At 71.9% G+C, this 25,658-nt stretch carries 22 protein-coding genes and 1 pseudogene; 14 read left to right on the top strand and 9 right to left on the bottom strand.

Annotated features, from left to right (window positions below; translation table 11 throughout):
• Positions 1-40 precede the first annotated feature (40 nt).
• A complete protein-coding gene (locus ACBR40_RS18450; protein ID WP_344211918.1) occupies positions 41-640 on the top strand; it encodes a helix-turn-helix domain-containing protein in 600 nt (199 codons plus the stop codon).
• A gap of 138 nt (positions 641-778) precedes the next feature.
• On the top strand, positions 779-1,285 hold the full coding sequence (locus tag ACBR40_RS18445; protein WP_371249507.1) for a hypothetical protein: 507 nt from the start codon (positions 779-781) through the stop codon (positions 1,283-1,285).
• A gap of 51 nt (positions 1,286-1,336) precedes the next feature.
• On the opposite strand, the gene ACBR40_RS18440 is transcribed toward ACBR40_RS18445, so the two are convergent.
• Positions 1,337-2,707: a hypothetical protein gene (locus tag ACBR40_RS18440; protein ID WP_371249506.1), complete on the bottom strand. Its 1,371-nt coding sequence runs from the start codon at positions 2,705-2,707 to the stop codon at positions 1,337-1,339.
• 199 nt (positions 2,708-2,906) lie between these two features.
• Between ACBR40_RS18440 and ACBR40_RS18435 the strand changes: the two genes are divergently transcribed.
• On the top strand, positions 2,907-5,126 hold the full coding sequence (locus ACBR40_RS18435) for a thiamine pyrophosphate-dependent enzyme (RefSeq protein ID WP_371249505.1): 2,220 nt from the start codon (positions 2,907-2,909) through the stop codon (positions 5,124-5,126).
• Between the two features lie 4 nt (positions 5,127-5,130).
• Here ACBR40_RS18435 and ACBR40_RS18430 read toward each other — a convergent pair whose 3' ends face one another.
• The 3 genes from ACBR40_RS18430 to ACBR40_RS18420 form a co-directional block, all read right to left on the bottom strand.
• Positions 5,131-5,829, bottom strand: coding sequence for a M50 family metallopeptidase (locus ACBR40_RS18430; protein ID WP_344211926.1), 699 nt, complete (start codon positions 5,827-5,829; stop codon positions 5,131-5,133).
• 63 nt (positions 5,830-5,892) lie between these two features.
• Positions 5,893-6,510: an RNA-guided endonuclease InsQ/TnpB family protein gene (locus ACBR40_RS18425; protein WP_371249623.1), complete on the bottom strand. Its 618-nt coding sequence runs from the start codon at positions 6,508-6,510 to the stop codon at positions 5,893-5,895.
• Positions 6,444-7,226, bottom strand: coding sequence for an RNA-guided endonuclease InsQ/TnpB family protein (locus ACBR40_RS18420; RefSeq protein ID WP_371249504.1), 783 nt, complete (start codon positions 7,224-7,226; stop codon positions 6,444-6,446). Before ACBR40_RS18420 ends, ACBR40_RS18425 begins: the two co-directional genes overlap by 67 nt.
• A gap of 66 nt (positions 7,227-7,292) precedes the next feature.
• Between ACBR40_RS18420 and tnpA the strand changes: the two are divergent.
• The 5 genes and pseudogenes from tnpA to ACBR40_RS18395 all read left to right on the top strand — a co-directional run bounded on the left by tnpA (position 7,293) and on the right by ACBR40_RS18395 (position 11,075).
• Positions 7,293-7,708: pseudogene (tnpA, locus tag ACBR40_RS18415) on the top strand (IS200/IS605 family transposase).
• A gap of 119 nt (positions 7,709-7,827) precedes the next feature.
• The gene (locus ACBR40_RS18410) at positions 7,828-8,712 is read left to right on the top strand and encodes an amidohydrolase family protein (RefSeq protein ID WP_371249503.1); all 885 of its coding nucleotides are present in this window, start codon (positions 7,828-7,830) and stop codon (positions 8,710-8,712) included.
• A 1-nt stretch (position 8,713) separates the two neighbouring features.
• Positions 8,714-9,187, top strand: coding sequence for a nuclear transport factor 2 family protein (locus tag ACBR40_RS18405; protein WP_344211930.1), 474 nt, complete (start codon positions 8,714-8,716; stop codon positions 9,185-9,187).
• Between the two features lie 17 nt (positions 9,188-9,204).
• Complete coding sequence (locus ACBR40_RS18400; RefSeq protein ID WP_344211932.1) at positions 9,205-10,323, top strand: magnesium and cobalt transport protein CorA; 1,119 nt, start codon at positions 9,205-9,207, stop codon at positions 10,321-10,323.
• Positions 10,324-10,334: 11 nt separating this feature from the next.
• Positions 10,335-11,075, top strand: coding sequence for a hypothetical protein (locus ACBR40_RS18395; RefSeq protein WP_371249502.1), 741 nt, complete (start codon positions 10,335-10,337; stop codon positions 11,073-11,075).
• Positions 11,076-11,180: 105 nt separating this feature from the next.
• Here the strand turns inward: ACBR40_RS18395 and ACBR40_RS18390 are convergent, their stop codons facing one another.
• On the bottom strand, positions 11,181-11,978 hold the full coding sequence (locus ACBR40_RS18390) for a Clp protease N-terminal domain-containing protein (protein ID WP_371249501.1): 798 nt from the start codon (positions 11,976-11,978) through the stop codon (positions 11,181-11,183).
• 92 nt (positions 11,979-12,070) lie between these two features.
• Between ACBR40_RS18390 and ACBR40_RS18385 the strand changes: the two genes are divergently transcribed.
• The 3 genes from ACBR40_RS18385 to ACBR40_RS18375 all read left to right on the top strand — a co-directional run bounded on the left by ACBR40_RS18385 (position 12,071) and on the right by ACBR40_RS18375 (position 17,877).
• Complete coding sequence (locus ACBR40_RS18385) at positions 12,071-13,270, top strand: hypothetical protein (protein WP_344211938.1); 1,200 nt, start codon at positions 12,071-12,073, stop codon at positions 13,268-13,270.
• Between the two features lie 167 nt (positions 13,271-13,437).
• Positions 13,438-14,709, top strand: coding sequence for a hypothetical protein (locus ACBR40_RS18380; RefSeq protein ID WP_371249500.1), 1,272 nt, complete (start codon positions 13,438-13,440; stop codon positions 14,707-14,709).
• Positions 14,710-14,781: 72 nt separating this feature from the next.
• Entirely contained in the window at positions 14,782-17,877 is a 3,096-nt protein-coding gene (locus ACBR40_RS18375; protein WP_344211942.1) for a chromosome partitioning protein ParA, read from the top strand.
• On the opposite strand, the gene ACBR40_RS18370 is transcribed toward ACBR40_RS18375, so the two are convergent.
• A complete protein-coding gene (locus tag ACBR40_RS18370; protein WP_371249499.1) occupies positions 17,870-19,099 on the bottom strand; it encodes a citrate synthase in 1,230 nt (409 codons plus the stop codon). The genes ACBR40_RS18375 and ACBR40_RS18370 overlap by 8 nt on opposite strands.
• 66 nt (positions 19,100-19,165) lie before the next feature.
• On the opposite strand from ACBR40_RS18370, the gene ACBR40_RS18365 reads away from it, so the two are divergent.
• Positions 19,166-20,389 carry a hypothetical protein gene (locus ACBR40_RS18365; RefSeq protein WP_344211946.1) on the top strand — a complete coding sequence of 408 codons (1,224 nt, stop codon included), beginning with the start codon at positions 19,166-19,168 and terminating at the stop codon, positions 20,387-20,389.
• 3 nt (positions 20,390-20,392) lie between these two features.
• Here ACBR40_RS18365 and ACBR40_RS18360 read toward each other — a convergent pair whose 3' ends face one another.
• A complete protein-coding gene (locus ACBR40_RS18360; RefSeq protein ID WP_371249498.1) occupies positions 20,393-21,706 on the bottom strand; it encodes an NAD(P)/FAD-dependent oxidoreductase in 1,314 nt (437 codons plus the stop codon).
• Positions 21,707-21,796: 90 nt separating this feature from the next.
• On the bottom strand, positions 21,797-23,089 hold the full coding sequence (locus ACBR40_RS18355; protein ID WP_371249497.1) for an MFS transporter: 1,293 nt from the start codon (positions 23,087-23,089) through the stop codon (positions 21,797-21,799).
• A 93-nt stretch (positions 23,090-23,182) separates the two neighbouring features.
• Here ACBR40_RS18355 and ACBR40_RS18350 point away from each other — a divergent pair, with 93 nt between their 5' ends.
• Together ACBR40_RS18350 and ACBR40_RS18345 are read left to right on the top strand one after the other, a co-directional pair.
• Positions 23,183-23,818: an HAD family hydrolase gene (locus tag ACBR40_RS18350; protein WP_344211952.1), complete on the top strand. Its 636-nt coding sequence runs from the start codon at positions 23,183-23,185 to the stop codon at positions 23,816-23,818.
• 95 nt (positions 23,819-23,913) lie between these two features.
• The gene (locus ACBR40_RS18345) at positions 23,914-24,753 is read left to right on the top strand and encodes an SAM-dependent methyltransferase (RefSeq protein WP_344211954.1); all 840 of its coding nucleotides are present in this window, start codon (positions 23,914-23,916) and stop codon (positions 24,751-24,753) included.
• Positions 24,754-24,759: 6 nt separating this feature from the next.
• Here ACBR40_RS18345 and ACBR40_RS18340 read toward each other — a convergent pair whose 3' ends face one another.
• Positions 24,760-25,650 carry an NAD(P)-dependent oxidoreductase gene (locus ACBR40_RS18340; RefSeq protein ID WP_344211956.1) on the bottom strand — a complete coding sequence of 297 codons (891 nt, stop codon included), beginning with the start codon at positions 25,648-25,650 and terminating at the stop codon, positions 24,760-24,762.
• Positions 25,651-25,658: the final 8 nt, after the last annotated feature.

Below are 25,658 nucleotides of genomic sequence, written 5' to 3'. Positions count from 1 at the left end.
ATGTTAGCGAGCGTTAACGTCATCGTCTAGCATGTGAGACGTGACCAGCACCTCCGCCACCCCTGCCCGCTCCCGGCGCAACAGGCGCGCGGAGATCCTGGAGGCGGCGGCCCGGCTGTTCGCGGCACGGGGCTTCCACGGCGTCCCGATCGAGGAGATCGGCGGCGCGGTCGGCGTCTCCGGCCCCGCGCTCTACCGGCACTTCAGCGGCAAGGAGGCGCTGCTGGCCGAGATGCTGCTCGACGTCAGCTCGCGGCTGCGCGAATCCGCCGTGGCCGTCGTGACCTCCTCCCCCGGGCCGGAGCAGGCCCTCGACGCGCTGCTCGACGTGCAGATCACCTTCGCCACCGAGCAGCCGGCGCTGATCGTCGTGCACGACCGGGAGCTCGGCAACGTGCCCGAGCCGCACCGGCGGCAGATCAGGCGGCTGCAGCGGCTGTACGTCGAGGAGTGGGTGACCGTGCTGGCCGAGCTGCATCCCGCGTGTCCGGCCGCCCGGCTGCGGGCCGCCATGCACGCGGTCTTCGGGCTGCTCAACTCGACCCCGCACAGCGCGGGCGAGCTGCCCGGCGGGGACATGCGGCCGCTGCTGCGCGCGATGGCCCGCGCGGCGATCGACGCCGCTGTTAACGCTCGCTAACACTCCCGTTGTCGTGGTGCGCGCCGAATAGGACTGGCTTTCGCATCTCCCTGCGCTCGATCAAGTACGGAGGGTAACTTTCCCGATGTGGCCGCGCGGCTTCCCTCCGTCCTCCCTCCGCAGTAAGGAGCGCACCGAATGTTGGATCTCCAGAAGAAGTACGATGACCTGGAAGTGCGGGTCACGGCACTGGAAGCGGCTACTGTAAGCGGCGTGCCACAGCTCACCATCGCCGACCGGATCGACACGCTGCACCGGCGCGTGGACGACGTCGCCGAGAACCTCCTCGACAAGATCGACCGCGAGGTCGGCGCACTCAGGTCCGAGATGAGGGCGGGCTTCGCCAGAATCGACCAGCGATTCACCCAGATTGATCAGAAGTTCATTCAGATTGATCAGAAGTTCGTCCAGATCGACCAGAGATTCGAGCAGATCGACCAGCGATTCGCTCAGATCGATCAGAGATTCGCTCAGATCGACCAGAGGTTCGCTCAGATCGACCAGAAGTTCGTCGAGATCGACGGGCGCTTCGCCAGGGTGGAGGAAAGGCTCGACAGGCTCGAGAAGCGGCTCGACTCGCATGACGATCGCTTCGATCGCCTGGAGTCGATTCTCGGCCGGATCGAGAGCAAGCTCTCCAACTAGCAGCCGGCGACACGAAAAGGCCCGGAGCCGAAGCTCCGGGCCTTTTCCTGCCTACCTGCGGGTCACCCGGACATAATCCGTACGGCTGGAAGACCCGTACGTGTCGTCGTCACCCTTGAACACGAACTTCCAGCGCCCCGAGTCCCAGGCCCTGGCCTTCACGTAGAGGCGCCCGCTGTCACCGGACCGGAACGCCTTCACGTACTCCCACTTCTTCGACCCGGCCTTCTTGAAGTACAGCCCGACCTTGCCGCTGTACCCCTCCCAGCCGTCGTCGTCGGCGATCTGCAGCCGCCCCTTGAACCTCAGATACTTGCCGCGCTTCACCGGCTCCGCATACGCGTTGAACCCGATGATCCGGCTGTCCGCCCTGCTCACCGCGGGCGGCGGGGCGGGCTGTTCGACCGTCACCCAGTCGGCGTCGCTGATGCTGCCGTTCACGCCGCGGGTGCCCGCGTACTCGGCCCGCCACCAGCCGGAGGCGACGGCGGTGGCGGAGGCCCAGAAGCGGCCGTCCCTGCCGGTCACCGTGCTGGTCACGTCCTCCCAGCGGGAGGAGCCCGCGGCCCTGAAGGACACGGTGACGCGCTGCCCGGCGAGCCCGTCGCGGCGCTCGGCCCTGAGCGTGCCGGCGAACGTCAGCCGGTCGCCCTTGTCGACGGGCTCGGGCCGGGCGTCGAAGCCGTCGATCCTGCTGTCGGCGTTCGGGCGCCTGACGGCCACGCCGGCGAGGTCGCTGACGGAGCCCTTCGCGGCGGCGGTGGCGGCGAACACGGCGCGGAACGTGCCGCTCGTCCGGATCCGCACCCCGTCGCCGAACCAGCCGTCCTTCCCGGTCGTCGTCCTCGCGACCTCGCGGAAGTCGCCGGAGTGGCGGCCGCGGAACTGGAGGGAGACGGTCTGTCCCGCGTACCCCTTGCCGTCGGCGAGCAGGCGCCCGAAGACCTTGACCACGTCACCGCGGTCGGCCTCGCGCGGCCGGACGCCGAAGGAGGCGAACTTGGTGTCGAGCGCCTTCTTGACGACCACGTCGAAGGTCCCGGAGGCGGACTTCTCCTGGCCGCCGCCCGTGGCCGTGGCGAGGTAGCTCCACGTTCCGGTGGGCGAGGTCTCGAACTTCCTGGTGCCGGTCCACTTGACCCAGTCGCGTACCGGCGTCCTCGTCAGCTCGCCTATGGAGGTGTGGACCCCCGCGGGCGGCTTGAGCTGGAGGGTGGCCTTGTCCGCGTTCTTCGTGAAGACGGTGAAGGTGGCGGTGACCGGGCCGCCGGTCACGTCGAGCGGCGATGCGGGGCTGATGAGCACCCTGCCGATCTCGACGGGTTTCTGCGGGGCCGCCGACGCGGCTGCCGGCGCGAGGGCGACCAGGGCCCCTGCGCCGATCATCACGGCGAAGGCGGTGACACGAAGGCGTTGTAACATGCGGGTTCCTTTCTGGAGACCCCAGTGCTTCAACGCGGCATTGAGGGTGCCACGTGTGTCTCCTTTAGAGACGCCCAGGTGAGTGGCGAGGTTCGAAATACTGACAAACGGTTATAGATAAGGGTCTATAACGACCGGACCGCAACCTGTCCCCACGCGTCGGGCAGACGCCGGGCCCGATGACAGACATAATCGGGGTGTGGCGCGGGACACTGTTGAAACACATTTCACCGAAGCCGTCGCGACCCTTGAAGCGGGCCCCCCGCGAGATCCGGCCCTGCCGGTCCGGGAGGGGACGACGCTGACCGGCGAGCGATGCCGGGCGCTGTTCCGGCGCCAGCTCGACAGCCGGCTGCTCGACATCGCCGCCCGCTGGCTGCGCGAGCAGAACGAAGGCTTCTACACGATCGGCTCGGCCGGGCACGAGGGCAACGCCGCGGTCGCCGCCGCGCTGCGGCCCACCGATCCCGCGCTGCTCCACTACCGTTCCGGCGCGTTCTACCTCACCCGCTCCGAGCAGAAGGGCCGGCTGCCCGAGCAGGGGCTGCGCGACGTCCTCATGGGCCTGAGCGCGGCGGCCGACGAGCCGATCGCGGGCGGCAGGCACAAGGTGTTCGGCCATCCCGAGCTGGCGGTCATCCCGCAGACCTCGACCATCGCCAGCCACCTGCCGAGGGCCGTGGGCGTCGCCTTCGCCGTCGAACGCGCCAAGGCGCTCGGCGCGCCCTGCGCGTGGGAGCCCGACGCGGTGGTGGTGTGCAGCTTCGGCGACGCCTCGATCAACCACGCGAGCGCGCTGTCGGGCCTCAACCTCGCCTCCTACGCCACCTTCCAGGGGCAGGCGCTGCCGATCCTGTTCGTGTGCGAGGACAACGGGCTCGGCATCAGCGTACGCACGCCCAAGGGCTGGGTGGCGGCGGCCGCGCGGCGGCCCGGCATCGAGTACTTCGCCGCCGACGGGTGCGACCTGGCCGACGCCTACGACGCCGCCGCGCGCGCGGTCGAGCACGTACGCACCCGCCGCTCCCCCGCCTTCCTGCACCTGTCGACGGTGCGGCTCATGGGGCACGCCGGCTCCGACGTGGAGGCGGCCTACCGCACCCAGCGCGACATCCGCGCCGACCTGGCCCGCGACCCGCTGCTGCGTACCGCCGCGATGCTCGTCGAGGCCGGCCTGGAAACCCCGGGCGAGCTGCTCAAAAGGTACGAGAGCGCGCGCGAGCACGTGCTGCGCATCGCCCTGGAGACCACCCGCCACCCGCGGCTCGGCACCGCCAAGGAGATCAAGGAGCCGCTCGCGCCGCGCGACCCCGACCTGATCGCCCGCATCAGCCCGGTGGCGGCCCCGCCCGCGGCCAGGGACAAGGCGTTCGCCGGGGCGCTGCCCGAGCTCGACAAGCCGCTCACGCTCTCCCAGTCGATCAACCGCACGCTCGCCGACGCGCTCGCCGTCCACCCCGAGATGCTGGTGTTCGGCGAGGACGTCGCGCGCAAGGGCGGGGTCTACGGGGTGACGCGGGGGCTGCAGAAGCGCTTCGGCGCGGGCCAGGTGTTCGACACGCTGCTGGACGAGCAGGCCATCCTGGGGCTGGCGCTCGGGTCGGGGGTGTCGGGGCTGCTGCCGGTGCCGGAGATCCAGTATCTCGCCTACCTGCACAACGCGCTCGACCAGATTCGCGGCGAGGGGGCGACGCTGTCGTTCTTCTCCCGCGGCGCCTACCGCAACCCGATGGTGGTGCGGGTGGCGGGCTACGCCTACCAGAAGGGGTTCGGCGGCCACTTCCACAACGACAACTCGGTGGCGGCGCTGCGCGACATCCCCGGCCTGGTCATCGCCTCACCGGCGCGGCCGGACGACGCCTCGGCGATGCTGCGCACGTGCCTGGCGGCGGCGCGGGCGTGCGGGACGGTCGCGGTGTTCCTGGAGCCGATCGCGCTCTACCACACGCGCGACCTGTTCGAGGAGGGCGACGGGGGCTGGCTGGCGCCGTACGCGCCGCCGTCGCGCTGGGCCGAGACGCACGTGCCGATCGGGCGGGCCCGCTCCTACGGCGACGGGCGCGACCTGACGATCGTGACGTTCGGCAACGGGGTGCGGATGAGCCTGCGGGCCGCCGTGCGGCTCACCCAGGAGGGCTACGGCTGCCGCGTCCTCGACCTGCGCTGGCTCGCGCCGCTGCCGGTGGAGGACCTGGTGCGGGCGGCGGAGCTGACCGGGAAGGTGCTGATCGCCGACGAGACCCGGCACTCCGGCGGCGTCTCCGAGGGCGTGCTGGCGGAGCTGGCGGACGCCGGGTTCACCGGGCAGGTAGCGCGGGTGACGTCGGACGACAGTTTCATCCCGCTGGGCGGGGCCGCCGATCACGTGCTGCTGTCGGAGGCCGAGATCGAGCAGGCGGCCCGCAAGCTCCTCGGATGAGGCTTCAGAGCGGGTTCATCAGGTAGGCCCCGAACACCGCCGCCGTCACCGCCACCACGAAGAAGAAGAACACGAAGAAGCCGCCCGGCAGGATCGTCAGCCGGGCGAGCTGGTCGGCGTCGGAGTCCCTGGCCTGCCTGCGGCGCCGCTTCTGCTGCAGCTCGATGATCGGCCGGATCCCGCCGAGCAGCAGGAACCACACGGCGACGAAGGCGACGCCCTGCTGGACGGCGGCGGGGGCGTACATGCTGAGCGCGAACACCGCGCCCCCGGTGGCGAGGAGGATCAGCGCGCCGTAGAGGTTGCGGATCAGCAGCAGCATGCAGACCAGGAACAGCAGCACCGTCCAGATCAGCAGCGTGATCCGCCCCTGCTGGGTCAGCCAGGCGGCGGCCAACCCGAGCAGCGGGGGCGCGAGGTAGCCCGCCATCGCGGTCAGCACCATGCCGGGCCCGGTCGGCCTCCCCCTGGTGAGCGTCACGCCGGAGGTGTCGGAGTGGAGGCGGATGCCCTCCAGCTTGCGCCGGGTGACCAGCGCCATGAGCGCGTGGCCGCCCTCGTGGGCGATCGTGATCAGGCCCCGGGAGACCTGCCAGGGCATGCGGAAGGCGACGATCGCGAGCGCGACCAGAGCCGAGACCACCACGACCCAGGGGTGGGGGTCAGGCTGAACCTTGATCAGGTGGGCCCAGAGCTTGTCCATCGAGACAGAACCCTATCCAGTTGACCTGCTCCCCGCCCTAAAAGGACGGGGATTTCCGTGCCGCTATGCGGCAGCTCGTGCCGCTTGCGCGGCCCTTGCCGTGGAACGGGGTGCTTGACGTTTCACGGACCCGGATGGGTCTCCACGCCCTGAGACGACCAGCCCGGCCGCCTGTCCTTTGCTCTTGATGTTCTTGGCCCCGACGATGTCGGCGTGCTCGGTATGCCCGCAAGAAGTGCAGGAGAAGATCGCTTGGCTCTTGCGGCTCTTCTCGTCCACCTTCGCGCACGCGGGTTGCGGGCACGTCTGGGACGTGTACGCGGGGTTGATCTTATGGATGACGCTGCCGGTGTAGCGCGTCTTGGAGCGCAGAGCGACTTCCAGGCCGTACCAGCCCTTGTCGAGAATCGCCTTGTTGAGCCCGGGCTTGGCCGCCGCGCCGTTGCGCAGGAACCTGCCCGGCCGGCCGGGGTCGGGCCTGGGCTTGACGGCCGCGCTCATGCCCTTGGTGTTCAGGTCTTCGATCACCACATGCCCGTACCTGCGGGTGAGCCGGTGCGCGGCTTGGGCGTTGAAGTCAGCGCGCCGCCACCGGACTCGCCGCATGATCTCACTCATCGCGGCCGTGACCGCCTTGCGCCGCTTCGACCCCTTCTTTGTGCGGGCGAGCCGGCGTTGCAGCCGTAGATACCGTTCCGCTTCGCCGGGCGTGAGATACCCGAGGTCGTCCTTTCGGTCCTGTTCCTTCTCGGGTGCAGCTGCCTGGAGGAGACACCGTCGCTTCCGGCGTGGCGACGGTCGAAGAACTCCCCGTCCGAGGTCACGGCGGCCGTGACCACCCCCCGGTCCACGCCTGCCCATCGAGGGCAGGGGTGTTCCTCACGCTCGGCGATCCCATCGTCGAGCAGGAAGCTGATGAACCAGTGTCTGCCGTCCCGGGACACGGTCGCGGACTTGACGCTTCCCCCGAGCGGGCGCGACATGCGAAACCGCGTCCACCCGAACTTGGGCAGGAAGACTCGCCCCCACTTGCGGTTGATCCGCTCCACGGGCAGGTGCCTGGCGGTGGGGAACCGGAACGAGGGCCGCCACTTCGCCTTCGACTTCCAGTGCACCGTCCAGGCGCCATGCTTGCGGCACGCCTGGTCCAGGTCTTTGAGGGTCTGCTGGATCACCTGGGCGGGGGCGTCGGCGAGCCAGTCGCAGTACGGGTCCTTCTTGGCGTCGGCGAGTTGCCTGCACTGCTCGGCATAGGTGATCCACTGCCCGCGTCGCCGGTATTCCCGCCGTTGTTCGAGACCGGTGTTCCACACGGCCCGGCAGATTCCGGCCAGCCTTTCGGCGAACGCCCGCTGCCCGGAGTCGAACTCCAGGCGGTACTTCCGGCCCGCCAGCATGCGCGACACCCCCTCTTGGACGGGACGCTCACGACTCACCGACCCGAACACATTATCGCCCGGTCTATGAGCCAGGATGTGGAATACCGGCGAGGCAGACACGTGGTTTCCGCGCTGCACGTCCATCTGGTCTTTGTCACCAAATATCGCGGAAACGTGTTCGACGACGCGATGCTGCGCCGCTGCGAAGACATCATGATCGAGGTGTGCGACAGTTTCGAGGCCGAACTCCGCGAGTTCAACGGCGAACACGACCACGTCCACCTGCTCATCCACTACCCGCCCAAGGTCGCGATCAGCAAACTCGTCAACTCGTTGAAAGGCGTCTCCTCGCACTACCTGCGCAAGGAGTTCCCCGGCCAGGTCAACCCCGCCCTCACGCACGGCCCCTTCTGGTCACCCAGCTACTTCGCCGCCTCCTGCGCGGAGCGCCACTATCGATCATCAAGGCGTATATCGAACAGCAGCGCCGTCCCACCTGAGGTTCCAGGCCAGCGCTCCGGGCTGCTCTGCCTACGGCAGGCCATCCCCAAGGGGGGACCGCATTCACGCCCGGCCTGAAGGCTGAGCCTTTCTGCGGACCTTCGGTAAAGTCGCGGCCGTGGTCACGGAACGACATTCTGACCAGGGGGTGCCGGAGTGGTGGCGGCGGCTCGGTTTGCCCGGTCTGGTCGACCTGCACGTGCACTTCCTGCCGGAGCGGATGGAGCGGCGGGTCTGGCATCACTTCCGTCACGGCGGGCCGCTGATGGGCGAGGGCTGGCACATCGCGTACGAGTGGCCGGTGGCGGAGCGGGTGGCGCACCTGCGGGCGATGGGGGTGCGGAGCTTCCCCGCGCTGGCGTACGCGCACAAGCCGGACATGGCGGCCGACCTGAACGCCTGGACGATGGATTTCGCCCGCCGTACACCGGGTTGTCTCCCGTCGGCGACCTTCTACCCGGAGCCTGGGGTGGTGGCGTACGTGCGGCGCGCCCTGGACGACGGGGCCCGCGTCTTCAAGGTGCACCTGCAGGTCGGCGGGTTCGATCCGCGGGTCCCCGAGCTGTCGGAGGTCTGGGGGCTGCTGGCGGAGTCGGGCGTGCCCGTCGTGGTGCACGCCAGCTCGGTGCCGGTGCCCGGCGGGCACGTCGGCGCGGAGCCCATCGGCGAGGTGCCGCGCCGCCATCCCCGGCTGCGGCTGGTGATCGCCCATCTCGGCATGCCGGAGTACGACCCGTTCTTCGAGCTGGCCCTGCGGTACGAGCGGGTGGCGCTGGACACCACGATGGCGTTCACCGACTTCAGCGAGCGGGGCATGCCGTTCCCCGCCCGGCTCCGCCCCGCGCTGCTTGATCTGGGACTTGCGGGGAAGGTGATCCTCGGCAGTGACTTCCCGACCATCCCCTACCCCTACGCGCACCAGCTCGACGCGCTCGCCCGCCTGGACCTCGGCGAGGACTGGCTCGGGGCCGTGTGCTGGCGCAATGGGCGGGCCGTGATCTGATATGAAGGTGAACGAACGTCACATGGCGCTGATCAGCGCTTTCTTCGACGCGCTGGGGCGAAACGACCTCGCGGCCATGGAGAGCTGCTACCACCCCGAGGTCAGCTTCGGCGACCCCATCTTCCAGGAGATCGAGGGCCGCGACCGGGTGATGCGGATGTGGCGGCTGCAGCTCGGCGTGCGCGACGGGTTGCGGTCCGCCTACAGGGACGTATGGGCCGACGACCACACCGGCACCGCGCGCTGGACCGCCCGCTACACCTTCTCCAGCACGGGGCGGGAGGTGGTCAACGAGGTGGAGGCGCTGTTCAGGTTCGAGGACGGGCTGATCGTGCGGCACCACGACGAGTTCGACTTCAAGCGCTGGTCGAGGATGGCGCTCGGCCGCCCGCACGGGCTGCTGTTCGGGTGGACGCCGATGTGGCGCAAGACCATCAGGGATCGGGCGACGCAGCAGCTCGACGCGCTCGCCTAGGAGAGGATCGGAGGGGCATGGCCAGGGTCAGGAGTCTGCGCCGCGGCGGTGACGCGCGCGAGGAGCCGCCCGAGCACTCGATGGACCCGCGGGCCACCGAGGAGCCCCCCTACCAGCCCACCGTCATCGACAACGCCATCTACCGCGACGGCGAGCGGGTCGACAACCCCGGCTCGCTCGCCGACGCCTTCGAACGGCTCAAGGACATGCCGGGCAGCATGGCCTGGATCGGCCTCTACCGGCCGAAGGAGTGGGAGCTGGTCAAGCTCGGCGAGGAGTTCAAGCTGCACGAGCTGGCGCTGGAGGACGCCATCGTCGGCTCCCAGCGCCCCAAGGCCGACCGCTACGGCGACACGCTCTTCGTGGTGCTGCGCGCCGCGCGCTACCTCGACGAGGCGGAGGAGGTCGCGTTCGGCGAGCTGCACGTCTTCGTCGGCCCCGACTTCGTGATCACCGTACGGCACGCGGAGGCCCCCGACCTCCAGGGCGTCCGGAGGCGCATGGAGTCCGACCCCGACCTGCTGCGGCAGGGCCCGCAGGCGGTGCTCTACGCGATCGTCGACGCGGTCGTGGACGGCTACGCCCCCGTGGTGGCCGGGCTGCAGAAGGACATCGAGGAGATCGAGGCCCAGGTCTTCAGCGGCGACCCCTCGGTCTCGCGGCGCGTCTACGAGCTGTCCGGCGAGGTCATCGAGTTCCAACGGGCCACCGCGCCGCTCGTCGGCATGATCCACGGCTTCATCGCCGGAGCCCCCAAGTACGGACTCAACGACGAGCTGCAGAGCTACCTGCGTGACGTGGCCGACCACGCGATCACGGTGTCGGAGCGGGTGTCGTCCTTCCGGCAGATGCTCCAGAACATCCTGGTCGTCAACTCCACGCTGGTCACCCAGGCGCAGAACGCCGAGATGGCCCGGATGACCGAGGCCAGCATCCAGCAGGGCGAGGAGGTCAAGAAGATCTCCGCGTGGGCGGCCATCCTCTTCGCGCCCACGCTGGTCGGGACGATCTACGGGATGAACTTCGACTTCATGCCGGAGACGCACTGGGCGTTCGGCTATCCGTTCGCGATCGTGCTGATGGCGGCCGTCTGCCTGGTGCTCTACATGGTCTTCAAGCGGCGCGACTGGCTCTAGTATCCCACCTCATGATCTCTCGTTTACCGGCGGCCGCGTTCGCCGCCGCCGCCCTGACCCTGCTGTCCACCGCGACCGCCGCGCACGCCGCGCCCGTGACGGGCGCGCCCGAGCTCACGCACAACGCCCTCTACAAGGCGGCCAAGCTGCCCAAGGTCGGCTGCGCGCTGAAGAAGGGCACGACCGCGGCCTCCACAAGGAAGTACGTCACCACGCTCGTCGGCTGCCTCAACAAGGCGTGGAAGCCGGCGATCAAGGACTTCACGCCCGTCGAGGTGCAGTTCAAGGAGTCCAAGGACAAGAAGTCCTGCTCCACGGGCCTGGAGGTGTCGGGCTCGTTCTCGGAGATCTGCGCCACGGCCGTACGGGTGCGCCTCGCCGACGACTGGATCAAGGCGAAGGACGACAGGAAGGTGTTCACGTCCGTGGTCAGGACGTGGAGCGGGGTCGTGACCGGCCAGACCGGCATCGGCCGGGCCTGGTGGGGGCTGGAGAACGGCGGGGTCGAGACCGTCATGGACGAGCACAACCGCCGCTACTACCTGCAGCTCGACTGCTTCTTCGGGGTCTCGGCCAAGAGCCTCGGCCGGGTGGTCAAGGACTGGAAGCCCGTCCTCGGCATCCCGGACATCTGGAAGAACCGTTTCCACGGCAAGACGGCCAACCGCCTGTCCTGGGTGCGGGCGGGATACGAGACGGGCAAGCCGGGGGCGTGCAACACCTGGAAGGCGAGCTCGGCCAAGGTGGCCTGACGTCCTAGGGCTGTCACAGGGCCCCGACGACCAGGCCGACGAGGATCAGGGCGACGAGGGCGAGGCGTAAGGCGGCGAGCGCGCGCCGGTTGCCGTCCACGGCGGTCAGGGCTTCAGGCCGGCGTGCGTCTCCAGGCGTTCCAGGCGCTCCACGATCGGCCGCAGCTCGGCCTTGAGCTGGGCCTTGAGCGCGGCGGCCAGCTGTTCGGCCTGGCCGGGCGTGGGGGCGGGGGCGGGGGCCTGCTGGGTGTTGGCGCGCAGGTGCACGTACCCGGCCAGGGCCGCCGACACGGCGCGGCGGGTGAGGCGCGGCTCGGCGCCCAGGGCGCGCAGCACCTGCCCGGCCGTGCCGTCGGGCTCGGCGACCAGGCCGAGCAGCAGGTGCTCGCAGCCGACGTAGTTGTGGCCGAGCGCGATCGCCTCGGTGACGGCCAGTTCGAGGGCGTTGGCGGCGGGCGAGCTGAGCCGCCGCGAACCGGCCCCTGCCGGGTCGGCGTAGGCGGACTCGGCCGGGGCCGGGTCGGTGGCGGGCGGGACGTGCCGGTCGAGGTCGCGGCGCACCTGGTCGAGGCCGACCTCCATGGCGCGCAGCACGTGCAGGGCCAGGTTGGTGCCCTCGCTGAGCATGGCGTCGAGCAGGTGCCCGGTGCCGACCTCGGCGGTCCCCTGCGTGCGGGCGGCCTCGGCGGCGAGCTTGAGCACCGTACGGGTGCGGGCCGTGAGGTGGGTCAGCGCGCCGGTCGGCTGGTCCAGGTCGAGATCGCCGAGCGAGGTCTCCCTGATCGCGGTCACCCGGCGTACCGCCTGCTCCAGCGCCCGCTGGCAGACGGCGGACACCGGCACGCCGGCCTCCTTGACGGCCTCGGCGAGGTCGTCGGGCAGGTACACGTTGATCTTTGGCATACCCCCACCATAACCCTATTGGGGTTACACGTCCAGGGTCATAGTGGCGTCGAGTTCTCCGACTCTCGGTGGGAAGCCGTACCTTAGAGCGCGTGTCCCAACAGCCCCTGACCCTCGACGCCGTCCTCACCGACGAGGCGGTCCTGTCCACCTACCGCCGCATGTTCGCCGCGCTGGCCCGCGACAGCGGTGCCGTGGTCGACGACCCGGTGCTGGTCGACATCGCCGAGACGCTGTTCGCGGCGTTCGCGGAGGCGGGCGAGGAGTGGCTGACGCACGAGCAGATGCGCTTCGCCTGCCGCGCCTACCCCGGCGAGCAGTTCGACAACCGGCTGCGGGTGCTCAAGGGGCTCGGCGCGATCCGCGAGGTGTTCCCCAAGCCCAACCAGCTCCGCTACCGCGCCTCGTTCACCAGCGTCGTCGGGCTGATGTTCATCCGGCGCATGATGGACGACGGCGGGCAGTCGGAGATGCACCGGCTGCTCGCGCTCGAAGACCTCAACGTCGCCGACCCGCGCACCACCATGGAGGAGGCGCGGCAGAGCGCGGTCAACCTCGCGCGGGCGTTCCGGCTGTGGGCGCTGGAGCTGATCACGCTCACCACCGGCACCATCGAGGAGCTGCGCGAGCAGGCGCCCAAGCTGTGGGGCACCGAGGAGATCGCGCGGCGGGCGCAGGGCCTGCACGGCACCATCCTGACCCGCTGGCCCGAGCTCGACCGGGTCTGCACCGATCTGCGGGCCGCCATCTACGCCTACAGCGACGCCTCCCGGCGGGCGGCCGGGCGGCTGGCGGACTCGGCGGGCACCACCCGCAACCTCACGCTGCTGCCGACCGAGACGTGGCGCACCTTCTCGCAGACCGCGTCCAAGGAGCGGCTGGCCGCTGTGCTCGACGGGTTCGTCTTCGACGCGCCCGCGCCGTGGCACGATCCGGCCGCCATCGCGCGGGCCGTGGACGAGGCGCCTCGCCCGGCTCCCGCGCAGCCCACGCCGCCGCGCTCCACCCTGCCCGATCCCGGGCCGTCCGACTCGCTCGACACCTCGCCGGGAGCCGCCGTCGAGCGGCTGCGGGAGATGGCCGAGTCGCTGCTCGGCGGGTCCGCCCGGGTCGCGCTCGGCGACGTGCTCGGGCCCGACTGGGTGACCGCCCGGCGGGTGCTCGCCGACCTCACCAGCATCGATCTGCGGCCGGAGCTGCCCTACCGGCTGACCTGGAGCGACGAGCTGTCGGTCGATCCCGGGCGGGAGCCGGCCTGGCTGTCCTGCGGCCACCTGGAGCGTACGCGATGAGCACCGGTGAGGGGCAGGGGCTTACCGGGGAAGAGCGGGCCGCAGCGGGCCCGGACGCGAAAGGTCCGGTGGTGCGGGGGCCGGTTCCGGAGGGGCCGGTCGCGCATGTGCGGGCGCGGTCGGGCGGGCCGTTGCCGCTCGGGCCTGGGGCGCCCGCTCCGGCCGGGATGATACGGCTGACCTGGCCCGACTCCACCGGGCAGGCGCTGCCGGTGTGGCCCGACGGTGTGACGCCGGCGCTGCTGGAGGAATACCAGGTGGCGCCCGCGCCCGTGGAACGGGCCGGGGAGACGCGGCGGGTGCTGGCGGCCGTGCTCAAGTGCTGCTGGACCGACCTGTCGGTCGATCCTTGGCCGGGTACGCCCGCGCCGGTGGAGCTGGTGCTGGACACCTATCGGGCGCTGATCGGGCGTACCGACGACCTGATGCGCAACTGGGCCGTCGGGGCGCTGCGGCGGCTGCACGACTCGGCGTGGGTCGTCGTGGACGACGGTGTGGTCGTGCTCGGGCCGAGATGCGCGCTGTGGCCGGTGGAGGCGCACGCGCAACTCCAGGAGCTGGTGCGCCGGCTGCCCTCACCGGACCGGGCCGAGCTGACCGTGGTGGGCGACGCCGACATCGTGGCCGCCGCCATGCCCACGATGTCCAGCATGCCCGCCGAATCCGGAGAGTTCGTACAATCCGCCGGGCTCGCCGCGTCCGCAGAGGCCGCCGGGTCCGGTATGCCTGCCGCGTCCGTTCCAGATGCCGCCGCCGGTGGGCGGGCCGAGGGTGGGGGTGCCGGGTTCGATGACCTGCTCGGTGCGTACGACGAGCGGCGGCGGGCGGAGCTGGTGGCGGCTTACATGGTGGTGGAGCACGCGGCGGAGCCGGTGCAGGAGGTGCGCTTCGCCGCCCTGCGGGATCCGGCGCTGCGCCACACGCTGAGCGAGATGCTGGCCCGGCGCGGCCGGGTCCTCGTCCAGCACCGCGACCGCTGGATCTCGGGTTACGACGACGCCTGCGCGGCGATCCCGGCCGCCTCCGGCCCAGACGACCGCGCCGCCGAGACCCCGCCTTCCGTGGGCGGGGGGCGGCTCGGGGTGGCGGAGCGGGCGGTGCTGACGCTGGTGCTGGTGCACTCGGTGGCGATCCCGCGGGCCGAGGGGCTGCTGCCGGAGGACTCCTGGCTGTCGCCGCACCCCACCCCGGCCGACGAGCTGCGCCGGCACACGCAGCTGCCCATCGGGGAGCTGGAGGCGGCGCTCCGCACCCTGCGCCACGCCGGGCTGCTCGCGCAGGTGAAGGCCGGCGAGGAGGCGGGCGGCTACGTCCCTGGCCCGCAGTTCCACCGGCTCACCCCCGCAGCGCGGCGGCGGCTGCAGGAGGAGCTGATCCTCGCGGCCGGGCCCAACACGCCGTTGGCGGCGGCCGTACGGGCCCGCAGGTCGGCCAGATGACACGAACAGACACAGGCAGAGCCAGAGCAGCCACAACGGGCGGAAGGGTTACGGGGGTCACAGGTGTCGCAGGTGGAGAACGTCGTCGGAGACCGGGTGCTGATCGCCGTGCAGGCGGTCAACATCTCGCGGCTGTCCACCCATCCGGTGCCCACGGTCCCCGGCACGCTCATCGTGGTGGCGGGCGCCGGGCCGAAGGACTCCAACGGGGCGGGCAAGTCGTCGTTCATCGCCTCGATCACGGCGCTGCTGGGTGACGAGCAGTGGCGGTTCGCCTCGGGCGCGAAGGCGGTCTCCGAGCTGCTGTTCAACGCCGAGCTGGCGAGCGGCGCGGGCGGCCGGCAGTGGGCGAGCGCCGACCACGGCTACATCGTGGGCGTCTTCGCGCCGCCCGGCATGAACGGCTTCCCCGACGACGACGCCCAGCCGGCCCAAGTGGACGAGCCGGACGCCGTGCCCGCTGACGAGCTGCTGCTGGTGGACTCGGGCGAGGCGGGCGGTGAGCTGTTCGAGGTGCCCGACACCTCCGGCGGCGCCCTCACGGTGTGGCTGCGCGTCAACCAGGAGGCGCCCCACCTGGAGATCCGCTGGCGTGAGGGCGTTCATTTGGCGGCGTCGCCGTCGGAGGCCGAGCGGGTGGCGCGGGCCGACGAGATCTGGGCGTCGCTGCCGAAGTCGGCGGGCAAGCGTGACGTCGTGGCGCGCGACCTGACCAAGGCGCTCTACGGCGACCGGGTCAGATGCGTGTCGTTCCTGTCCACGTCCGTACGCAGCAAGGTCGCCACGAACCTGCTCTCCCAGCCGCTCAACGAGATCTCCCCCGAGCGCGTCTTCGAGGCCATCGCCGCCCTGACCGGCCTGGACGCCGAGCTGGAGCAGGAGCGGGAGGCCCGCAGGGACGAGCACGCCAAGCGGGTGCGCGCGGCGCAGGCCGGCGAGCGGCTGGCGGAGTTCGAGGCGGAGTCGAAGGCGCTGCTGGGGACGTTCGACCGGCGGGACGAGGCGCGGGTCCGGCTGGCGGAAGCGTTGCGGTGCTGGCGGGGGCGGCAGGCGCGCAAGCTGGCCGACGCCGCGGCCAAGGACGACGCGCTGGCCGCCGAGCTCGACCGGCACCGCGCGGCCGGCGAGGCGGCGGGCGAGGCGATCGCCCTGGTCCGGGCCGAGATCGGCACGCTGCGCGAGGACACGCTCGACCGGCAGGTGTCCGAGGCGCGCAAGGAGCTGGCGGCGCTGCAGGCCAGGGCCGCCAAGCTGGACGCCGACCGGGCCGTGGCCGACAACTCCGCCGACGAGTTGCGCGGCCGGATCCCGGCGCTGGAGCAGAGCCGCAGGTTCGCCGACGGGCGGGACGTGCCCGCCGCCGAGCGGGAGCTGCGCGAGGCCAGGCTCCGGCTCAACGAGGCACTGAAGGCGCTCGGCGTGGCCGACCAGGAGGTTGCGTCGGCGCAGGCGGCGCTGGACGACGCCGAGGGCGGGCCGGCCGCGGCCCAGCTCAACGCGCTCGCCGCGGCGGGCGTCGGCGCCACCGGCCTCCTCGACGCGCTCGACGTGGCCGAGCAGGCCCGCGACAACGCCGCGCACACGCCCGGACGGACGCGTACCGCCGGACAGGCGGGCACGACCGGGCAGGTGGGGCGGTCGGTCGGGCAGGTGGTCGGGTTGCGGGGGTGGCCGCATGAGCATGCGGTCATCGTGGACGCCGCGCGGCTCGGCGAGGCGGCCGAGGCGCTGGCGGGGCTGCCGGGGTCGGTGCTGGTCAGCGCGGCCGGGGTGAGCGTGGTGGGGGCGTTCGAGGGGGTGGCGACCGGGCGGGAGGCCCGGATCAAGGCCGCCGAGCAGCGCCTGCACCGGGCCAAGGACGCGCAGGAGACGGCGGCCCAGGCCGTCCATGACGCCGAGGAGGCCGTCGCCGAGGCGCAGCGGCGGCTGGACGGCGCCCAGGCCGGGGTGCGGCTGGCCGAGGTGGAGGCGAAGCTGGCCGAGCGGCGCGCCCGCCTGACCGAGCTCAACGCGGCCGTCGAGGAGCTGGCCCCCAAGGTCGCCGAGGCCGAGCGGCTGGCCGGCGCGCTCGACTTCCGGGCCCGCACCCGGGACATGGAGATCGAACGCCTGGAGGGCCGCAGGCAGCGGCACGAGAGCGAGCGGGCGCAGGCCCGCGACCAGGAGGCGAAGGTCGCCGCCGAGCGGGAGGCGCTGCGCCTGGACGCGCTCGCCGCCGACTGGGGCGGCACGGCGGAGACCGCCAGGCAGTGGCTGGAGGCGCTGCCCGAGGATGAGCGGCCGCGCACCGCCGACGAGTGGTGGCGGGTCGCCGAACGCCACTTCGACCAGGCGCTGCGCGACACGTTCCCCGAGGAGGACGCCGAGATCCCCGAGGAGCTGGCCTTCCTGCTCAACGAGCGGGGCGGGAGCACGGCACGCGAGCAGGCCACGTTCGCGGCGGTGTGCGGGGCGCTCGCGTCCTATCTGCGCGCCCAGGAGGAGTACGAACGGCACCAGCGGCGGCAGATCGAGGCGCAGCTCGGCTCCCGGCAGCGCGACCTCTCGGCGGCGGCCCGGGGCGCCGAGGAGGCGGCGCAGTCCACGGCGGTGCACCGGGCGGCGCTGACCGCGGCGATCAGGGCGCGGCTGACGCGGGTGGCGGAGGAGTTCGACAAGCTCGACACCTCCTACGGCGGCTACGGCGCGACCCTGGAGTTCCCGGTGCCGCCCGCGCCCGCCGATCCCGAGCAGCGCTGGCAGTGGCGGGTCACGCCGAAGTGGCGGCGCGGCGAGGGCCAGGGGTTCGTGCCGTACAACCGGCGGGCCAACACCGCGCTCATGGACGAGAAGGCGGTCAAGCTGGTGTGCGCGGCCGCCATCGCCTCGTCCGGGGGCGGGCACCTGTGCCTGGTCCTCGACGAGCTGGGCCGCAACCTGGGCAAGGAGCACCGGCGGGAGGCGGTGGCGCTGTTCCGGCGGATCGGCGAGACCTACGGCATCACGGTGATCGGGGCGTTGCAGGACGACATGGAGCCGTATGCGATCGACGCCTGCGGCCAGTACGTCAAGCTGCGCCGGTCGTCGGACGCGATGCCGTACAACGAGCCGCCGGTGATCGTGGGCCACGACCAGCACGCGGAGCGGGTCCGGGCGCTGGCCGCGTACGTCGAGCGGACCGCTATCTGACCGGCGGGCCGGTGTAGGAGGCGCGCAGGCGGAGGAGGCTGCCGCGCTCGTACTCCTCCATGGCGTGCGCCAGCCAGCCGGCCACCCGCGCGACCGCGAAGATCGCCTCGCCGGCTCCGGGAGTCATGCCGGCGACGGCGGTGAGGACGGCGAGGGCGAAGTCGACGTTGCGCTCGGGGAGCCGGCGCCGGCGCATCTCGGCGGCCAGCGCCTCGGCCGCGGCGATCCGATCGTGCCCGGGGACGGCCCGTTCGACCAGGTCGAGCAGGACGGCGCCGCGGCCGTCGCCGTTCTTGTAGACGCTGTGGCCGAAGCCGGGGACGCGCTCGCCGCGCCGGACCCGCTCGGCGACGGCGCGGGCGGCCTGGCCCGGCTCGGCGACCTCGCGGAGCAGCCGTTCGGCCTGGTATGACGCGCCGCCGTGCAGCGGGCCGCCCAGCACGCCGAGGCCGGTCAGCACCACCGCGTACGGGTCGGCCTTGGCGGAGGCGGCGACCCTGGCGGCCAGGGTGGAGGCGGCCAGTTCGTGGTCGGCGAGCAGGACCAGCGCGGCCCGCAGCGCGTCGAGCAGGGCGGGCGTCGCGGGCTGCGGGCACAGGCGGGACCAGAGCCGGGCGGTGATCGAGTCGCCGGCGGGCTCGCTCAGGGCGGGGAGGGCGTCCACCAGGCCGGCGATGAGGCGGCGGCCGGTGGCGGCCACCGAGGCGCGGTCGAGCTGGAAGCGCAGCGAGTCGGACGCGCCGAGGACCGTGGTGATCACCTGGAGGCGGTCGAGCGGCAGGAGGTCGGCGGGCAGGTCCCGCTGCGCGGCCACCGCCGCCCGCAGCGCCTCCTCCTCACACCGCCACGGCCCCCCGTCCCCGCCATCTGCCGAAGCGCCGGAGCCAGACGGATGGGAGAGGGGGGCGGAGGTGGCGCTCCAGAGCCAGGTGGCGACGGTTTCGAAGGGGTGTCTTCTGGCCAGCTCCAGGGCGTCGGCCCCGCGATAGTACGGCCGGTCCACGCCCAGCGCCGTGACCGCCGACTCGATGACCAGCTCCGGCGGCTGGCTGCGCGGCCGGCCGCGGCGGGCGAGGCGTTCGACCTCCTCGGCGGAGAAGAGGCTGCGCCGCCCGTCGTCGGCGTGCCGCCGTTGCAGCACTCCCCTGCTCACGTACGCGTACAGAGTGGCCGGTTTCACCCCGAGCCGTTCGGCGGCCGTGGCCGCGTCGATCCACTCCATCGGACCCTTCCACGTTGACGAAAATCAATATTGATCCATATTGAGCAAGCATGTCAACGTGAGTGCATGCCCAAAGTTCACTTCCTCGACGTGACCAACCGGGACGGCGTGCAGACCGCGCGTACCGGCCTGTCGAAGTTCGGCAAGACCATGGTCAACTTCTATCTGGCCAAGCTCGGGGTGGCACAGTCCGAGATCGGTTTCCCGTTCCTGTTCCACGAGGTCCCGTACGTACGGGCACAGCTCGCGCTCGCCGAGGCCGGCGCGTTCGGGGAGCTGCGGCTGTCCGGCTGGTGCCGGGGCGTGCCGCAGGACGTGGAGCGGGCCGCCCCGCTCGGGCTGAAGCACTACAACCTGTCCATCTCGACGTCCGACTACATGATCCAGAACAAGTTCCGCGGCCGGCTGGACCGGGAGGCGATCATCAGGGAGATGACCGCGGCGGTGCGGGCGGCCAAGGCCGCGGGCGCGCTGACCGTGGGGGTGAACGCGGAGGACGGCTCGCGTACGGACGACGCCTTCCTGCTGGAGTTCGCGCTGGCGGCGAAGGAGGCCGGGGCCGACCGGGTGCGCTACTGCGACACGATCGGCGGCGACACGCCCGACCGGATCCGCGAGCGCTTCGCCAAGCTCGCCTCGGCCGCCGCGATGCCCGTCGAGACGCACTGCCACAACGATCTCGGCCTGGCCGTGGCCAACTCGGTCTCCGGCGCGCTCGGCGACCTCGACGCCGGCCAGGACGCCTGGATCAACACCTGCGTGAACGGCATCGGCGAGCGTTCCGGCAACGCCGACCTGCTCTCCACCATCCTGGCCTTCCGGCACGGCTTCGGCCTGGACGCCGAGATCGGCGACGACCTGGACCTGTCGTGGGCGCGGCGCTTCGCGTTGTGGGCGGCGTACGCGTTCGGGCAGCCGCTGCCGTACAACCAGGTCGGGGCGGGGCGGAACGCCTTCGCGCACGAGTCGGGCATCCACGCCGACGGCGCGCTGAAGGACCACGGCAACTACGAGCTGTACGACGAGGCGACGCTCGGCCCGTTCCCGCAGGACTGGCACGCCCGCTCCGGCCGGGTGGTCCTGACCGGCGAGTACGGCGGCAAGGCCGGCTTCCGCCACGTGATGGACGGCCTCGGCGCCGAGGTGGCCGCCGGGGACGAGGAGCTGGCGTTCCGCCTGGTCCAGCTCTGCAACGCGATGACCGGCAAGCCGCTCACGGACGACGAGCTGCGCCTGATCGCCGCCCACCCGCGCGAGCTGTCGCTGCTCTTCCCCGGCCTCACCGAGTGACGGTCAGGCCGCCCGGGGCGCGTCGAGCGCGGCGGCGGCGCGGAAGTCGGCGTCGGCGTGCTCGATCGCCTGGAGCGGCACGGTCTCCCTGCGGAAGATCGCCGACAGCGCCCAGTCCGTCAGCACCCGGGCCTTGTTGCCGAACGTCGGCACCCACGCCAGGTGGTACGCCCGGTGCGCCAGCCACCCGAGGAACCCGGTCAGCCGCAGCCGGTACACCTGGGCGACCCCTTGGTGGTGCCCGAGCCCGGCGACCGACCCGAGGTAGGCGTGCCGGTACGGCCGCAGCCGCCGCCCCCGCACGTGGGCCACCACGTTGCGGGCGAGCAGCTTGGCCTGGCGGACCGCGTGCTGGGCGTTGGGGGCGGTGAACTCGCCCGGCCGGGTCAGGTCGGGCACCGCGGCCCCGTCGCCGGCCGCGAACGCGTCCGGCACCCCGGCCACCGTCAGGTATTCGGTGGCGACGATCCGCCCGAGCCGGTCCACGGGCAGGCCGGCGGCGGCGGCGAGGGGGTTCGGCCGGCCGCCGGCGGCCCAGACCAGCGTGCCGGCGTCGAGGCGGGTGCCGTCGCTCAGCTCGGCGACGCCGCCCTCGGCCGAGACCAGCCGGACGCCGACGCGGACGTCCACGCCGCGGGCGCGCAGCGCGCCGGCGGTCCACCGGCCGAGCGCCGCGTCCAGCTCGGGCAGGATGCGCTCGCCGGCCTCGACCAGGGTCCAGCTCAGGTCGGCGGGCTCGACGCCGGCGTGGTGCCGGACGGCCTCGTCGGCCAGGCCCTGCATCTCGGCCAGCGCCTCCACGCCCGAGAACCCGCCGCCGACCACCACGAAGGTCAGCGCGCGGCGGCGTACCTGCTCGTCGTCGGTCGAGACGGCGGCGGCGAGCTGGGCGAGGACGCGGTTGCGCAGGTGCACGGCCTCGCCGACGGTCTTGAAGCCGACGGCGTGCTCGGCCAGCCCGGGGATGGGCAGCAGGCGGGTGACCGAGCCGGCCGCCATCACGAGGATGTCGTACGTGAGAGTCCTGGCCGGCCCCTGCACCGGCTGGAACTCGGCGGTGCGTGCCGCGTGGTCCACGCGGGTGACGTGACCGGTCAGCACGCGCGCGCCGGGCAGCGCCGGGGCGAGCGGGGCGACGACGTGCCGCGGCTCGACCGCGCCGCCGGCCGCCTCGGCGAGGAAGGGCTGATAGGTCATGTAGCCGCGCGGGTCCACGATGGTCACGCTCGCCTCTCCCGAACGGATCAGCTTGCGCAGCCCCAGAGCGGTATAGAAACCGACATATCCGCCGCCGACGATCAGAATGTGCTTGCTCACTGTCCCCAGCTCCTTTCGGTTCTCACCATGAGGACGGGACAGCACCGCCGGACGTGACAACCCTGGCGCGGAAAACTCACGACGTCCGGTTCACAACGTCCGGTCGCCGGTCTCCGGCAGGGCGAGCAGGCAGAGCAGGCTCAGCAGGGCCATCGCGGAGACGTACGCGCCGACCGCCGTCGCCCCGAGCCCGCCGGCCTGCATGCCGGTCGCGACCAGCGGCGGCACCGCGCCGCCGAGCACGCCGCCGAGGCTGTAGGCGACGGATGCGCCGCTGTAGCGGTATTCGGTACGGAACAACTCCGGCAAATAGGCGCCCATCGGGCCGAAGACCAGCCCCATGAGGCCGAGCGCGCCCGCCAGCGCCACGCCGACGAGGACCACCGACCGGGTCTCCATCAGCGGGAACATCACCAGCCCCCACGCGATCGCCAGCCCGCACCCGGCGACCAGCGTGCGCCGGCGGCCCAGCCGGTCGGACACCATCGAGGAGGCGACCGTCCCCGCCGCCATGAAGAGGACGCCGACCATGGTGAGGCCGAGCATCGTGGTGCGCGGGATCTCCAGCGTGCCGGTGCCGTACGACAGGCAGTAGGTGGTGGCGGTGTAGAACAGCGTGTACGCGACCGTCATGGCCCCCGCGCCGAGCAGCACCCGCCGCCACTGGTGCCGCATGAGGCCGACGAACGGCACCCTGGCGATGCGCCGCTCGTCCATCGCGGCTTTGAAGACCGGCGTCTCGGAGATCTTGAGCCGGACGTACAGGCCGACGATCACCAGCAGCAGGCTGGCCACGAACGGCAGCCGCCACCCCCAGCCGTCGAACTGCTCCTCGCTCAGCGCCTCGCCGAGCACGAGAAAGAGCCCGTTGGCGGCCAGGAACCCCACCGACGGCCCGAGCTGCGGGAACATCGCGTACAGGCCGCGCTTGCCGGGCGGCGCGTGCTCGGTGGCGAGCAGCGCGGCGCCGCCCCATTCGCCGCCGAGGCCGATGCCCTGGGTGAAGCGCAGCAGCACCAGCAGCACGGGCGCGGCCACGCCGATGGCGGCATAGCCGGGCAGCAGCCCGATGAGCACCGTCGACAGGCCCATCACCAGCAGCGACACGACGAGCATGGACTTGCGGCCGATGCGGTCGCCCCAGTGACCGAACACGGCCGAGCCGAGCGGCCGCGACACGAACGCCACCGCGAACGTCGAGAACGAGGCCAGGGTGCCCGCCACCCGGTCCATCTCGGGGAAGAACGCCGTGTTGAGCACCAGGGCGGCGGCGGTCCCGTAGATGTAGAAGTCGTAGAACTCGATGGCGGTGCCGGCGAGGCTGGCGACCGCGATCCTGGACCGGCTCGGGGCGGCCGTGTCCGGCCGGGGGGTTGTCTTCATTGGGGGCTCACTCTGCGGACTGACGTGCGGTGACTCGACCTGTCAACGCTACCTGCCGATAGGGTCGGAACGAACAAGGGGAGGTAAGGCGCGTTGGGTGTCGAACTGGTCATCTTCGACTGCGACGGGACATTGGTGGACAGCGAGGCCATATCGGTCCGCGTAGGCACCGCCGCGCTGCGACGCCTGGGCTGGTCGATCGACGAGGCGGAGTACGCCGAGCGCTTCGTGGGCTGCACCAACGAGTTCTGGGCCGAGCAGGTCGGCGAGACCCCGCCCGGCTGGAGAGAACAGCTCGACGCCGAGTACGAGGCCGCGATCACGGCCGAGCTGCGCGTGATCGCGGGCATCGAGACAGCGCTCGACCAGCTCGACGTGCCGAGCTGCGTGGCCTCCAACGGCCGCCACCGGACCATTCGCCGCAGCCTCGAGATCACCGGGCTGGCCGAGCGGTTCGCGGGCCGGGTGTTCAGCGCCGAGGACGTCCCGCGGGGCAAGCCGGCGCCCGACCTGTTCCTGCACGCCGCCGCCACGATGGGGGCCGACCCCGAGCGGTGCGTCGTGGTGGAGGACAGCCCGTTCGGGGTGATGGCGGCGGTGAGCGCGGGCATGCGGTGCCTCGCTTACGCGGGCGGCTTCCACCCGCCCACCCGGCTGACCGGTGCGGGCGCCACCCACCTGTTCCACGACCCGGCCGGCCTCCCCGAACTGCTCACCCGGCTGGACTGAAATTCTCCCGTTCGGGTTTTCTCTTGTTATCGCAAATTGACATTGATGTGTTATGCTGTTTGCATTCCCATAAATGCCGTGGCTAATATCGCCGCGTGTTCAGCGAGAAACCCAGCCAGACCGCGATGATGGCCGCCGCCGCGCGCGCCGCCCACCTCGTGGTCGACGAGCCCCCGCACATCTTCGCCGACCGTCTGGCCGCCCCGCTGCTCGGCGAGCGAGCCGGCGAGCTGCTCGGCTACCACCGCCTGCACGGCGGCCATCTCATCCTGTCCGGCACCCGCGCGCAGGTCACCGCGCGCAGCCGGCACGCCGAGGACCGCCTGCTCGGCTCCGGCCTCACGCAGTACGTCAGCCTCGGCGCCGGCCTCGACACCTTCGCCTACCGGCAGGCCGGCGGCCGGATCCGGGTCTTCGAGGTGGACCATCCGGCCACCCAGGAATGGAAGAAAAGGCTCCTCGCCGACGCCGGCATTTCGGTGCCGGAATTTCTCACGTTCGTCGGCGTGGATTTCGAGAGGGAGGACCTGAATTCCCGGCTCGGCGCGGCGGGATTCGCGTTCGGCCGGCCCGCGTTCGTGAGCTGGCTCGGGGTGAGCATGTATCTCACGGCGGAGGCGGTGTCGGCCACGCTGGCCGCGTTCGCCGCCTTCGCGCCCGGCTCGGAGCTCGTCATGGAGTACGCCCTGCCGCCCGAAGCCCGGGACGCGCTGGGCGCGGAGATGGCCGGCTACGCCCTGCCCGCCGCCGCCGAGCGCGGCGAGCCCTGGCTGACTTTCCACACGCCCGAGTCGGTCACCGCGCTGCTGGCCGGGCACGGGCTGCGGGTGGTCGAGCACGTGCGCCAGCCCGACCTGCCGGCGGTGGCCGCGCGGACGGCGGCCACGCCGGTCAGCGTGGACCTGTGCCGCCTGGTCGTCGCCACCCCCGCCTGAACGCCGTCAGCCCTCCTTGACGCGGGCGCGGCCGTTCTCGTCCAGGTAGTCGCGCCACGACCGCTTCGGGGTCCAGCCCAGCAGGCGGTGCGCCTTGGCGCAGGAGACGCCCGAGGCGTCGGGACGGGCGAGCGGCCGCAGCTCGATCGTCTCGCTCACGTGCTCGCGCAGCGCCGCCGCGAAGTCGTGCCCGCCCGCGTTGTCGGGGGCGGCGATGTAGAACACCTCATGGCCCGGCAGGTCGGACTCCACGGCCAGGACGATCGCGTCCGCCAGGTCGTAGGCGTCGGTGTAGCTCCACAGCCCCGCCCCGGGCTGGCTGACGTCGCGCACCTGCGGGCCGAGGTTGCGCTCGTAGTTGCCCTCGTGCTGCACCCAGCTCGGCCGCAGGGAGATGCACCTGAGGTCGGAGCGGCGCACGGCCGCGTCCATGAGCTGCTCGCCGACGTGCTTGGACAGCGCGTACGGGTCCTGCGGCCGGATCGGGTGCTCCTCGTCCACCGGCACGTAGTCCGGCAGGAACGGCCGCTCGGCGAAGAAGAACCCGGGCACCGTCTCGCTGGAGATGTTGACGAACCTGCTCACGCCGAACCGCACGGCCGCCTCGACCAGGTTGAACGTCGCCATGACGTTGTTCTGGAACACCACGTGCGGCGGGTTGTGCGTGGGGTCGGGGATGGCCGCCGCGTGCACCACCGCCTCCGCCCCGCGCGCCACGGCGAACGCCTGACCGGCGTCCGTCAGGTCGGCCTGCACATAGCGGGGGGTGCCTGGATCCTCCCGTTCCCAGACCGGCCGGGTGACATCGGAGGCGGTCACCTCGTGACCGGCCGCCAGCAACGCCTGGACGGCCGCGCGCCCCACCTTGCCGTGGGCCCCCGTGACGACGACACGCATGGGTTTGT

Origin of the sequence: Nonomuraea sp. AD125B (assembly GCF_041402765.1) — a bacterium.
In the GTDB taxonomy this organism is placed as follows: domain Bacteria; phylum Actinomycetota; class Actinomycetes; order Streptosporangiales; family Streptosporangiaceae; genus Nonomuraea; species Nonomuraea bangladeshensis.
This window is presented reverse-complemented; position numbering and strand designations above follow the sequence as displayed.

Excerpts from the sequence above, each read along its gene's own strand:
- ACBR40_RS18445 (WP_371249507.1), top strand. The coding sequence starts at position 779 with ATGTTGGATCTCCAGAAGAAGTACGATGACCTGGAAGTGCGGGTCACG.
- ACBR40_RS18440 (WP_371249506.1), bottom strand. The coding sequence starts at position 2,707 with ATGTTACAACGCCTTCGTGTCACCGCCTTCGCCGTGATGATCGGCGCA.
- ACBR40_RS18430 (WP_344211926.1), bottom strand. The coding sequence starts at position 5,829 with ATGGACAAGCTCTGGGCCCACCTGATCAAGGTTCAGCCTGACCCCCAC.
- ACBR40_RS18420 (WP_371249504.1), bottom strand. The coding sequence starts at position 7,226 with ATGCTGGCGGGCCGGAAGTACCGCCTGGAGTTCGACTCCGGGCAGCGG.
- ACBR40_RS18405 (WP_344211930.1), top strand. The coding sequence starts at position 8,714 with ATGAAGGTGAACGAACGTCACATGGCGCTGATCAGCGCTTTCTTCGAC.
- ACBR40_RS18400 (WP_344211932.1), top strand. The coding sequence starts at position 9,205 with ATGGCCAGGGTCAGGAGTCTGCGCCGCGGCGGTGACGCGCGCGAGGAG.
- ACBR40_RS18395 (WP_371249502.1), top strand. The coding sequence starts at position 10,335 with ATGATCTCTCGTTTACCGGCGGCCGCGTTCGCCGCCGCCGCCCTGACC.
- ACBR40_RS18390 (WP_371249501.1), bottom strand. The coding sequence starts at position 11,978 with ATGCCAAAGATCAACGTGTACCTGCCCGACGACCTCGCCGAGGCCGTC.
- ACBR40_RS18380 (WP_371249500.1), top strand. The coding sequence starts at position 13,438 with ATGATACGGCTGACCTGGCCCGACTCCACCGGGCAGGCGCTGCCGGTG.
- ACBR40_RS18370 (WP_371249499.1), bottom strand. The coding sequence starts at position 19,099 with ATGGAGTGGATCGACGCGGCCACGGCCGCCGAACGGCTCGGGGTGAAA.
- ACBR40_RS18365 (WP_344211946.1), top strand. The coding sequence starts at position 19,166 with ATGCCCAAAGTTCACTTCCTCGACGTGACCAACCGGGACGGCGTGCAG.
- ACBR40_RS18355 (WP_371249497.1), bottom strand. The coding sequence starts at position 23,089 with ATGAAGACAACCCCCCGGCCGGACACGGCCGCCCCGAGCCGGTCCAGG.
- ACBR40_RS18340 (WP_344211956.1), bottom strand. The coding sequence starts at position 25,650 with ATGCGTGTCGTCGTCACGGGGGCCCACGGCAAGGTGGGGCGCGCGGCC.